The sequence below is a fragment of the Psychromonas sp. SP041 genome (assembly GCF_000470315.2).
Classification (GTDB): domain Bacteria; phylum Pseudomonadota; class Gammaproteobacteria; order Enterobacterales; family Psychromonadaceae; genus Psychromonas.
Genome location: NZ_CBRF02000010.1, coordinates 37,819 through 50,310, shown reverse-complemented (window position 1 = coordinate 50,310; position 12,492 = coordinate 37,819). Strand labels below are relative to the sequence as shown.

Below are 12,492 nucleotides of genomic sequence, written 5' to 3'. Positions count from 1 at the left end.
TATCTTACTGTTAAGTAATAGTATTTTTTGATTGGCATAATAAGTGCTTAGTAGTGATATCTATACTCATTTTTAGGTGTTGCTATGACAATCCATCAATCAACGAAGAATCCATCATTAGAAACAGAAAGCTATGTCGGCGAGCTTCAGCAATTACGTGCCCAAGCTAACTACATGGGGCAATTGTATAATGAATTACCTTCAGGACTTATTGTTATTGATGGGAATGGCATTGTTGGTCAAGCAAACCGTGTTGCCGTGCAATTATTAGGTGAGCCGCTAGAAAATATGCGCTGGAGCGATATCATTAAACGCTCATTTAGCCCTAAAAATGATGATGGCCATGAAATATCATTAAAAAATGGTCGTCGTATTCAATTATCAATTTCTTCATTAAAAGGTCAACCAGGCCAGCTTATTCTATTAACGGATTTAACACATACACGTCAACTACAAGAACATGTTGCTACCTTAAAACGTTTATCTTCTCTAGGTAAAATGGTGGCATCGTTAGCTCATCAAATCCGTACTCCATTGTCAGCCGCTATGTTATATGGTGCTAATTTAGCGAATAAAACCCTTAATGAAAGTTCTCGTTTACGTTTTCAAGGTAAGTTAATGAATCGTTTGCAAGATTTAGAAACACAGGTAAACGACATGTTGTTATTTGCTCGAAGTGGTGATCAAAAAATAGTTGAGGAAGTCTCTGTCGCAACATTGTTAGAACAAGTACAAGAGGCAAGTGATGCGATGATCAGTCATGTTGAAGGTAACTTACAATGTAAATTGCCTAACCCAGATTTGTTTATTTTAGCCAATAAAAATGCCTTAACGAGTGCAATGACTAATCTCATCTCTAATGCAGTTGAAGCGACTGGAAAAGGTGCTCAGCTTTATATTAGTGCAGTACAAAGAGGGGAAGATAAGGTAGAAATATCGGTTATGGATAATGGCCCAGGCATTGAAAAACAACGCTTAGCAAAAGTAATGGAAGCTTTTTATACCACCAAAGCGCAGGGCACTGGTCTAGGTTTAGCAGTGGTACAAGGGGTGGTTCAGTCACATAAAGGCAATGTTGAAGTGAAGTCTGAAGTCGGGAAAGGTAGTTGCTTTACACTCGTTTTGCCATTGCATCGTATCGGTGAATCTAAGCAATTCAACGCTCAACTTAATAAAGCGATAGGAGCTTAATATGTTGAATGCGAAGGCACAGGGTAAATTATTAGTTGTTGAAGATGATGCGGGTTTACGTGAAGCCTTAATTGATACGTTATTATTAGCAGGCTATGACTGCCAAGAAGTTGATAGTGCGGAATCTGCGTTAGTTGAGCTTAATAATGCAGCGCTCAATAAATTACATTACGATTTAGTGATTAGCGATATACAAATGGGGGGGATGAGCGGCTTAACCTTATTAAAAAACATTAAAAGTAAATACCCTGACACCCCTGTATTGCTTATGACTGCTTATGCCACGATCGACGATGCAGTCAAAGCAATACGCGATGGTGCGATCGATTATCTTGCAAAGCCTTTTTCTCCTGAAGTGTTGTTAAATCAAGTTAGTCGTTATGCACCTGTCTATAAAGTTTTGTCACAAACACCCGTGTTTGGCGATTCAAGTACAGCTGCGCTATTTAAAGTGGCAGATAAAGTCGCTGTAACAGATGCTTCCGTAATGATTACTGGGCCTAGTGGTTCTGGTAAAGAGGTTTTATCTCGATACATACATGATAAATCGACACGACATGATCAAGCATTTGTAGCGATTAATTGTGGTGCGATCCCAGATACTATGCTCGAATCTACTTTATTTGGTTATGAAAAAGGTGCCTTTACCGGTGCTATTCAAGCGTGTCCTGGTAAGTTTGAACAGGCACAAAACGGCACTATTTTATTAGATGAAATTACAGAAATGCCGTTAGAACTTCAGGTTAAATTATTACGGGTTTTACAAGAAAAAGAAGTAGAACGTTTAGGTTCTCGTAAAACCATTAAATTAAATGTGAGAGTGTTAGCGACAAGTAACCGAGACCTAAAAAAAGCCGTCGAAGCGGGCACTTTTCGTGAAGATTTATATTATCGTCTTAATGTATTCCCACTACAGTGGTTACCATTACAACAGCGCAAAGGCGATATTCTTCCACTTGCTGAGCATTTGCTAGCGCATCATGCGATGGAGCAATCATCGGCTATTCCTGTGCTATCTGAACAAGCGAAGCAGCGTTTATCGACTTATGCTTGGCCTGGTAATGTGCGGGAACTTGATAATGCCATGCAACGTGCATTAATTTTATCAAATAATCAGGTCATTGATTGTGATGCTCTCATTTTAGAAGATCAGCAGTTTGAACATATTTTGCAATCAATGAGTGATCAAACTTGTTTTGAGGAAGTCATTGATAGTAGTCACTCTATTCAAAACTCGGTAAGCAATGGTACCGGAGAAGCCAGTATTACTGAAGTTCATAGTGCTGCCGACGAAATGACAGAGATTGAATTTAATGTAACAGATAAAAAGAGTATAAATAGTGATTCTACAGTTAAGGTCACTGAAGGAATTAAACCGATTATCGAGGAAGTCTTAGGTAAAGGGTTAAAGCAACAAGAACAACAAATTATTTTAGATGCATTACAAACTTGTCGAGGCAAACGTAAAGACGTCGCTGAATTGTTAGGTATTAGCCCTCGTACTTTACGTTATAAAATAGCACGTATGAAGGAGCAAGGTATTGCTTTACCTGCCTAAGTCTTTTGATTTTTAAAACAACAATCAATAAACAATAATCAATAAACAATAAACAATAATCAATAATTATAAATAAGAAAAACTATATTTTATAGCTCGAACGTTGAGCATTGGCACTAATGTTATTACTTTTGCATTGTTTAGGTTTGTCGATATTTTTATATTATTTCTTATCATAAATAGTTATAAATATTAAGCTTGTAAATAGTAATTGTTATCATTACAATGCTTGCTCTTAATAATTATGGTTATTTAAAGGATTAATTTATGTTTATTAAAAAAGGTTTAACTGTCTTACTTGCAGGTGCATCAGTACTAACAAGTTCAATGTCTTTTGCTGCAGAAGAAGTCAATGTTTACTCTTACCGTCAATCGTTTTTAATTGAACCAATGATGAAAGAGTTTACTGCTGAAACTGGCATCAAAGTAAATATTTTATTTGCTAAGAAAGGTTTAATCGAACGTATTAAGCGTGAAGGCAATTTGTCTCAAGCTGACCTTATGTTAACGTCAGACTTCAGTCGCTTAGCTTTATTTACTGAAGATGGCTTAGCACAACCAGTTGAAAGTGAGATATTAGATAAAAATATCCCAAGTAAATTCCACGGTGCGACAAAAGAATGGTTTGCATTAACTAGCCGAGCTCGTAGCATTTATTCTTCAGTTGAGCGTGTTGGTCCTACACCAAATATTACTTACCAAGATCTAGCAACTCCTGCTTTTAAAGGTAAAGTATGTATGCGTTCTGGTAAACATCCTTACAATATCTCATTATTAGCCTCTATCATTGCTCACGAAGGTGAAGCGAATGCAAAAACATGGTTAGAAGGTTTAAAAGCTAATTTAGCACGTAAACCACAAGGTAATGACCGTGCTCAAGTGAAAGCGGTTAAAGAAGGTTTATGTGATTACGCGTTAACTAACAGCTATTACTTAGGCAAAATGTTAAACGATCCTAAACAAGTTTCTTGGGCTGAAGCGGTTCACATCAACTTCCCGAACCAAGCTACAACGGGTACACACGTAAACGTAAGTGGTGTTTCTTTAGCTAAATACTCTCCTAATAAAGAGAATGCTATCAAACTGATGGAATTTTTATCAGGTGATGTAGCACAAGGTATGTACGCTGAAATTAACTATGAATATCCTGTTAAAGAAGATGTTAAACCTTCTAAGTTAGTTGCATCTTGGGGCGAATTTAAACAAGACGATATCAAATTGTCTGATATCGCTGCGCAACATAAAACGGCTATTAAGTTAATGGATGAAGTGAAATTTGATCTCTAAGTCTTCAAACTTATACAAGTTACTGCCTTGGGTAGTAACTTGTATTTTATTATGTCCAATAATTGCTATTTTCTTAAGTGCTTTTGTCATCGATGAAAGTGGCAGTTTTTCACACCTTGTTGATACCGTTTTATTCACCTACATTAGCAATTCCATTCTGGTTATTTTATCCGTTGTGCTACTGAGTATTCTATTCGCCATGCCCAGTGCTTGGTTTGTCGCTTGTTGTGATTTCCCCACACGTAAAAAACTACAATGGGCATTAATGTTGCCTCTGGCTATGCCGCCTTATATTATTGCTATCGTTTATACTGATTTATTAGATTTCACCGGCCCCGTGCAACTGACTTTACGAAGGCTGTTTAGTTGGCAGTCTATTGATGATTATTACTTTCCTGATATTCGCACCATTTTTGGTGCTTCTGTCATTTTGGCGTTATCACTTTTCCCTTATTTATATTTGTTATTACGTAGTGCTTTTTTAACGCAATCTGCAGGCTTGTTTCAAGCGGCTAGAACACTGGGTTTATCTCCAATCCAAGCATTTTGGCGAGTCAGTATTCCTCTCTCTCGTTCTGCTATGGCGGTTGGTGTTTCATTAATTGCGATGGAAACCTTAGGTGATTTTGCGACGGTGAATTATTTTGCTGTGCATACTCTAACCACTGCAATATACGACACTTGGTTGGAACTCGGAAGTTTAACTACGGCTGCCAAAATATCTTCAATGATGTTATTAGCTATTGTGGTTCTTATCTCTTTAGAAAACTATAGTCGCCGTAAACAACAAGTTTATCAACGTAATAGTAATGGCAGTGTAGACCTTCGTTTTACCTTAACCGGTTGGAAGAAGTGGGGCGTATTGGGTTTTACTTGGTCTTTAGTCAGTTTTTCGCTGTTTATTCCTATTGCTACTTTAGTATATTATGCCGTTCACTATTTTACAGAGTCGTTAAATGATGACTTAATTCATTATACGATGAACAGTTTATGGCTCGCTTTTCTCGTCGCTATCTTAGCGTTAGCAGTTGCACTCATTGTTAATTTTTATCAACGTTTAAGCCCCGGGTTTGCTGCTAAATCAGCGATACGCTTATCTTCTCTTGGTTATGCCGTACCTGGCACGGTCGTTGCGATTGGTGTTTTGATACCGTTAACCAGTTTTGATTTATTGTTAAACGATTTCTTATTAAGTTGGGATTTACCTCCCGTAGGCTTAATACTATCAGGTTCATTAGTTATTTTAGTACTTGGTTATTTAGTACGCTTCAGCGCAATTGCGGTAGGCAGTGTGGATAGTAGTTTAGTGCAGGTTTCACCTTCTCTGGAACTGGCTTCTAGAACATTAGGCAATGGACCTATTAAAACATTGTGGCGAGTTAATATTCCTTTAATTAAAAAAGGTATGTTAACCGCATTTATTTTGGTATTTATCGAAGCAATGAAAGAGTTACCTGCCGCGTTACTTTTGCGCCCATTTAATTTTGAAACATTAGCAACTTATGTTTATCAATTTGTTTCTGACGAAATGATAGAATACGCAGCATTGCCTGCTTTGATGATAATCGCATTAGGCTTAATTCCATTTATTGTTGTGAATCGTTTGCTGGAGAAAAAGCGTTAATGAGTGCGTTAAAAATTGAAAACCTCAGTTGTTCATATCAAAAAACAGCTGTTTTAGAAGCCTTAGATTTAACTTTAAATGATAATGAAATAGTGTGTTTATTGGGTGAGAGTGGCTGCGGGAAAACAACATTGCTAAGAGCTGTTGCCGGCTTACAAACAGAACTAACAGGCAAAATTAGCATTCGACAAAAAGTGTTAAACGATGAAAAAACTTATACACCACCAGAGCAAAGAAAAATAGGGCTGATCTTTCAAGATTATGCACTTTTCCCGCATTTAAATGTATTTGATAATGTGGCTTTCTCATTGACTAATAAGCTCTCTAAAGCAGAGAAACAGCAGCGTGTTGACAGTGTTTTATCATTAGTTCAATTGAGTGAGTTGGCTAAACGCTTTCCACATCAGTTATCGGGTGGGCAACAACAACGTATTGCTATTGCACGAGCTCTCGCTTACCAACCTGAATTAATGTTATTAGATGAACCCTTTTCTAACTTAGATCAACATGTTCGTTTTCAACTTATTAATGAAATCCGCCAACTATTTAAACAACATCAAATGAGTGCATTATTTGTTACCCACTCGAAAGAAGAAGGTTTTGCTTTTGCGGATCGTATTGCATTAATGCAAGCGGGGAAAATTGTACAAATAGATACGGCACAAAAGTTATATCGTCAACCTAGTTCAGCGTACGTTGCTGACTTTATGGGGCAATCAAATTATATTGATGTCACTGTCGTTGATAAATTCAGTTATCAAGGCTGTTTTGGTTTATTAGGCAGTAATAGTGTCATTGAGCATAGTATTGGTAAACAACTGCGTTTATTACTTCGTCCGGAGCATATTAATATTATGCCTGATTTAAATGGATTGGCGATGGTTAAACAAGTCGATTTTCAAGGGGCAATGCAACAAATTACGGTTCAGTTTAATCAACAGAGTTTCATTGTTAGGCATAGTAATCACTGTAATGATTGTTTACAGTTTGAGGTTGGTGATAAAGTCACTTTAACTGTCTTAAACCATGACTTTGTAACCTTTGAGTCTGAAACTAATACTGAATAATATTAATGAAATGATTCATCATTAAAAAGCCCGTTATGTGGAAAACATAATGGGCTTTTTTTGTGATTTGAACTAAACGCTTTCATTTAAATAAGTTATTTAGAAAATTAAGTGCTTGGACTCAATTCATACATCAAACTCGCTTTTAAACTTTCTTCTTGCTCTTTAGTTAATGAATCGCCATCAGCTGTAGAGACAATAAATAAATCCTCTGCTCGTTCACCTATAGTCGATATTTTCGCGGTATCAAGCATTAAACCATGATCTACAAAAACCGTTCCAATATTGGCTAAAATACCTGGTGCATCAAATGCGACAACTTCGATTTGTGTACGTTTACGACGCGTTGGTAAGAAGGTGATTTTAGGTTCAAATTTAAAGGGACGTTTAACACGCTCTAATCGAATTAAGTTTGAGTTAATCACATCAGGTTTTAATAATGTATCAATAATGGCTTCACGTAAACGTTGGATTTTATCGTCATCAATATGTTCGCCATCTTCTTCCAATACTGTAAAAGTGCTTAGCGCATAGTTATCTCGACTGGATAGAATTTTTGCATCATGAACACTGAGCTTTTTATTATCGATTTCAGTCACAACAGAAGAGAACAAGATCGGCATATCTTTATGATAGACAAAGATCTCGCTACCACCGCGTGCATTTTTAGTACTTATTAATACCATAGGCTTGCTATGATCTTTATGCTCTAACAAGTGCTGCGTGTGCCAGCAAATTTGTGCCGAGGTATAACGGAAAAAGTAGTTTAATCTAAAACGTTTCCACAACGGTTTAACTTTATCTTCACTAATCCCTAACCCTGCTAAAATACCAAGCGCCTTAAGCTGACGATCGCGAATACGATCGCGAATATCTGGTGGGTTTTCTAAACCACGTCGTAACATGGTGAGTGTCTTATAATATAAATCTCTTAATAGAGAAGCTTTCCAACTATTCCATGTGTCTTCATTGGTTGCACAAATATCGGCAACGGTTAAGCAATATAATAAGTTAAGGTGTTTTTCATCTCTGACTGTTTTAGCAAATTCAATGATCACATTTGGATCACTAATATCTCGACGTTGAGCAGTCACTGACATGGTTAAGTGATGTTCAACTAACCAAGCAACCGCTTTACTTTCATAACGGCTAAGGCCATGCAACCCACAAAAGGCGAGTGCATCGACGGCACCTAAAGTTGAATGATCGCCTTGTTGCCCTTTGGCAATATCATGAAATATAGCCGCTAAAAACAATAACTCAGGTTTTTCTAATGATCGAAATATTTCATGTGCTAAAGGGTGATCGCTTTTACTTTTTGGATAATTATAAATAAATTTAGCAAGTTTATGTGTATGCGCATCTACGGTATAAGCATGGAATAGATCAAATTGCATTTGCCCCACAATACGGCTCCACTGTGGGATATAAGCGGCTAATACACCGTATTCATACATTAATGTGAAAGGCAGTCCCATACCGCGAGGATGCTTAATAATTTCCATAAAAATAGTGCGACACTCTGGAATATTTTGTAGCCAGTGTGTTAAACAACGTCTTGCTTCTCGAAGCTCACGTAAAGTGCTCGAGTAAATTCCTTTAATGCGTTTATCATCGGCAATGTGTACAAATAATTGTAAAATAGATTCAGGGTTATCCTGGAAATAACCAGAAGAGGTTAGCTCTATCTTATTACCTCGGATTCTAAAGTGTTCATCTATCTCATGAAACTCTGTCGCGACATTACCTAAAATAGCCTCATTAAAATATTGTAATAACATTTCATTAAGCTCTTTCACTCGGCGAATGGTTTGATAGAACATTTTCATCATTTGTTCTACGGCTTCATTACGTTGACCGGTATAACCTAGCAGTTTAGCAACATCACTTTGGAAATCGAAAAGTAAACGGTTATCAGGGCGGTTTGTAACAGTATGCAGGGCAAATCGAATTGTCCATAATTGCGACTGACAATCACTTATTTCATGATATTCAGCCTGAGTAATATAACCATATGACGTTAACTCTAAAAGGCTATGTGCATCAAAATGACGTTTTGAAACCCACGCAATAGTTTGTATATCACGTAGTCCACCACAGCCATTTTTAATATCAGGTTCTAGATTGTAACCATCGCCTCGGCAGTTTTTATGACGTCCAAACTGTTCTTCTTTTTTTACGGTAAAAAATTGTGCTGATGGCCAGAAGTCACTTTCACCAATGACGTTTTGTAATTTTTCAAAGGTTTTTTCATTACCTTTAATTAAGCGTGATTCGATCATGCTGGTTGCGATGGTAATGTCTGCTTTACCTTGTTCTATGCAATCATTTATTGTGCGAACACTATTACCAACATCAAGTTTTAAATCCCATAGTAGGGTGATCAGTTGTCCTATTTTTTCTTCAGACTCTTTACTAAAACCATGATCAGATAAAATTAATAAGTCGATATCAGACTTTGGATGTAATTCACCTCGACCATATCCGCCAACCGCAAGTAGACTTAAATCAAAGCTTTCATTTAACCCAACTAGATCCCATAAACGGCTTAATAATTCGTCCACATAAAGTGCACGCATTGATACGATATCATTAATGTGCTTTTTAGCTTTGAATTGTTCAAGTTGCCAGTCTGAAAATTGTTGTAGGTGTTGTTTGATAAAAGAAATGGTGAGATCTTGTTGCTGAATATGTAGCGGGGAATAGTGTTCAAAGTCCATTTAAAGCCTCAATGTTGAAGCCTGCATTACTTACGTTAAGAAAGCAGGCTTAATTCATATTTATTCTGGGTTAATGATACGCTCAATTGTTTCTTCTGGGCGCAGTGTCAAAATCTCAACACCTGTTTCAGTCACTAATAATGTATGCTCCCATTGCATAGATAATTTTTTATCTTTGGTTACAACAGTCCATTCATCTTTTAATACTTTACAATCACGTTTACCGGCATTAAGCATTGGTTCAATAGTAAAACATTGACCCGCTTTTAATACTTCGCCAGTGCCTTTCTTACCGTAGTGCAATACTTGCGGTTCTTCATGGAATCCAGCGCCAATACCGTGTCCACAATATTCACGTACGATTGAATAGTTGTGATTTTCTGCGTGTTTTTGGATAGCCGCACCGATATCGCCTAAACGAGCACCAGGCTTAACCATTTTAATACCGATGTATAAACATTCTTGTGTTACACGCGCTAAACGATCAGCTAAGATAGATGGTTTTCCAACCATAAACATTTTAGACGTGTCACCGTGATAACCATCTTTAATAACAGTGATATCAATATTTAATACATCACCTTCTTTTAACGGTTTATCGTTGGGAATGCCATGGCATACGACATAGTTTAATGAAGTACAAATAGATTTAGGAAAACCGTGGTAATTCAATGGAGCTGGAATCCCTCCTTGCTCATTAACAATAAAATCATGGCATAGTTGATTTAGTTCGTTAGTGGTAACCCCTTTTTTAACATAAGGTTCAATCATGGTTAATACATCTGCAGCTTGTTGGCCAGCAATACGCATTTTTTCTATTTCTTGAGCAGTTTTAATTAGTCCAGACATGTCATATCTCTATACTTTGAATAAAATGTTTATACCGTAACTATAAAGAGTTTTAGTCTCTGGTGCTAGATAAAATAACACTAACAAACCCTCACAGCGAACGTGGATTTCATCTCAGAAAAGGATGTTTAAAAATATGGTAATTAATACACTATTTATTGAGATATTTGCTTCGCTGTGGTATAAAGCGCTCCGAGATTGATAGATTAATTTTTTAGTCGCTTTCTTAAATAATCAGGATAATCCATTCATCATATTTAATGTGTTGAATTTAAAGGATTATTACTTAAATAACACACACGCATCGACACGTCACTCGGGGTGCCTTTTTCTGTTTAAGAAATTAATGGTCGAGTGTATGGGATGTGTGGAGGCCTAACCCCCTAAAAGGAAATTCAAATGGCAACAGTATCAATGCGCGATATGCTACAAGCAGGCGTTCACTTCGGTCACCAAACTCGTTACTGGAACCCAAAAATGAAACCATTCATTTTTGGTGCTCGTAATAAAGTTCATATCATCAACCTTGAAAAAACAGTTCCTATGTTTAACCAAGCGCTTAACTTCCTAGAAGCTAAAGCATCTAAAAAAGGTAAAATCCTTTTTGTTGGTACTAAACGCGCAGCTTCAGAAGCTGTTAAAGAAGCTGCAATCGCATGTGACCAATTCTACGTTGATCACCGCTGGTTAGGTGGTATGTTGACTAACTGGAAAACAGTTCGTCAATCAATCAAGCGTTTGAAAGATCTTGAAGTTCAAAGCCAAGACGGTACTTTTGACAAGTTAACTAAGAAAGAAGCGCTTATGCGTACTCGTGAATTAGAGAAACTTGAAAAAACACTTGGTGGTATCAAAAACATGGGCGGTATCCCAGATGTAATCTTCGTAATCGATGCTGATCACGAGCACATTGCAATTAAAGAAGCGAATAACCTAGGAATTCCTGTTATCGCTGTTGTAGATACTAACTCTTGTCCTGATAACATCGATTACATCGTACCTGGTAATGATGATGCTATCCGTGCAGTTAAGCTTTACTTAAATGCAGCTGCTGAAGCTGTTAAAGAAGGCCGTACTGTAGAAGTAGTAGTAGCTGAAGGCTTCGTTGAAGAAGAAACAGCTGAAAAATAAGTTCTTCTAATAATAGAAGCTCTTATTAACCAATCATTGGTTGGTTATCAGGGGTCTATATGACCCCTTTTTTTATAGAATTAAAATAGGAAATCAAACAATGGCTATTACAGCTCAGCAAGTTAAAGAACTTCGTGACCGCACAGCTGCGGGTATGATGGATTGTAAAAAAGCATTAGTTGAAGCAGATGGCGACATCGAGCTTGCAATTGAAAATATGCGTAAATCAGGTGCAATCAAAGCAGCTAAAAAAGCAGGCCGTATTGCTGCTGAAGGCGCTATTTTTGCAAAAACAAATGGTGCTACTGCGCTAATCATCGAAGTTAACTGTGAAACAGACTTCGTTGCTATGGATAAAAGCTTCTTAGCATTTGCTGAAAAAGTAGCTGATATCGCACTTGCAAACAAAATTGATACAGTTGAAGCACTTAGCTCACAAGCATTTGACGATTCTACAGTTGAAGAAGCACGTGAACTTTTAGTGGCTAAAATTGGTGAAAACATTTCTGTACGTCGTTTACAAATCGTTGAAGGCGAAAACCTTGGCGCTTACGTACATGGCCGTAAAATCGGTGTTATCTCTGTGTTAACTGGCGGCGACGCTGACCTAGCTAAAGATATCGCAATGCACGTTGCTGCAGCATCTCCTCAGTTTGTTAAACCTGAAAATGTACCTGCAGACGTAGTTGCTAAAGAAAAAGAAATTCAATTACAAATTGCAATCGAAAGCGGTAAGCCTGCTGAGATCGCAGAGAAGATGGTTAATGGTCGTATGGCTAAATTTACTGGTGAAGTAAGTTTAACTGGTCAATCTTTCATTAAAGACCCATCAATCTCTGTTGCTAAACTTCTTAAAGGTGCGAATGCAGACGTTGTCTCTTTCATCCGTTTAGAAGTTGGTGAAGGTATTGAAAAGAAAACTGAAGATTTTGCTGCTGAAGTTGCTGCTACAATGGCCGCTGCTAAGTAATTTTATTCAGACACAATAGGTGATGTTTTTTAGCATTGATCCGTTGTAAAAAAGAACCGCGGCATAGCTGCGGTTCTTTTATATTAAAAAGTAAG

The 12,492-nt window shown here is 37.2% G+C and carries 9 protein-coding genes; 7 read left to right on the top strand and 2 right to left on the bottom strand.

Annotated features, from left to right (window positions below):
* Positions 1-84: 84 nt before the first annotated feature.
* From SP041_RS07325 to SP041_RS07305, 5 genes are all read left to right on the top strand, one after another.
* Positions 85-1,191 carry an ATP-binding protein gene (locus tag SP041_RS07325; RefSeq protein ID WP_025563179.1) on the top strand — a complete coding sequence of 369 codons (1,107 nt, stop codon included), beginning with the start codon at positions 85-87 and terminating at the stop codon, positions 1,189-1,191.
* A gap of 1 nt (position 1,192) precedes the next feature.
* Positions 1,193-2,749, top strand: a complete 1,557-nt coding sequence (locus SP041_RS07320) for a sigma-54 dependent transcriptional regulator (RefSeq protein ID WP_025563180.1) — start codon at positions 1,193-1,195, stop codon at positions 2,747-2,749.
* A gap of 267 nt (positions 2,750-3,016) precedes the next feature.
* A complete protein-coding gene (locus SP041_RS07315) occupies positions 3,017-4,036 on the top strand; it encodes a Fe(3+) ABC transporter substrate-binding protein (protein WP_137297506.1) in 1,020 nt (339 codons plus the stop codon).
* Complete coding sequence (locus tag SP041_RS07310; protein WP_025563182.1) at positions 4,026-5,660, top strand: iron ABC transporter permease; 1,635 nt, start codon at positions 4,026-4,028, stop codon at positions 5,658-5,660. Before SP041_RS07315 ends, SP041_RS07310 begins: the two co-directional genes overlap by 11 nt.
* A complete protein-coding gene (locus SP041_RS07305; protein ID WP_025563183.1) occupies positions 5,660-6,727 on the top strand; it encodes an ABC transporter ATP-binding protein in 1,068 nt (355 codons plus the stop codon). Before SP041_RS07310 ends, SP041_RS07305 begins: the two co-directional genes overlap by 1 nt.
* 107 nt (positions 6,728-6,834) lie before the next feature.
* Here the strand turns inward: SP041_RS07305 and glnD are convergent, their stop codons facing one another.
* The gene (glnD, locus tag SP041_RS07300; protein ID WP_025563184.1) at positions 6,835-9,447 is read right to left on the bottom strand and encodes a [protein-PII] uridylyltransferase; all 2,613 of its coding nucleotides are present in this window, start codon (positions 9,445-9,447) and stop codon (positions 6,835-6,837) included.
* A gap of 60 nt (positions 9,448-9,507) precedes the next feature.
* On the bottom strand, positions 9,508-10,296 hold the full coding sequence (gene map, locus SP041_RS07295; protein ID WP_025563185.1) for a type I methionyl aminopeptidase: 789 nt from the start codon (positions 10,294-10,296) through the stop codon (positions 9,508-9,510).
* Between the two features lie 399 nt (positions 10,297-10,695).
* Between map and rpsB the strand changes: the two genes are divergently transcribed.
* Positions 10,696-11,427: a 30S ribosomal protein S2 gene (gene rpsB, locus SP041_RS07290; protein WP_025563186.1), complete on the top strand. Its 732-nt coding sequence runs from the start codon at positions 10,696-10,698 to the stop codon at positions 11,425-11,427.
* A 100-nt stretch (positions 11,428-11,527) separates the two neighbouring features.
* Positions 11,528-12,397, top strand: coding sequence for a translation elongation factor Ts (gene tsf, locus SP041_RS07285; RefSeq protein ID WP_025563187.1), 870 nt, complete (start codon positions 11,528-11,530; stop codon positions 12,395-12,397).
* Positions 12,398-12,492: the final 95 nt, after the last annotated feature.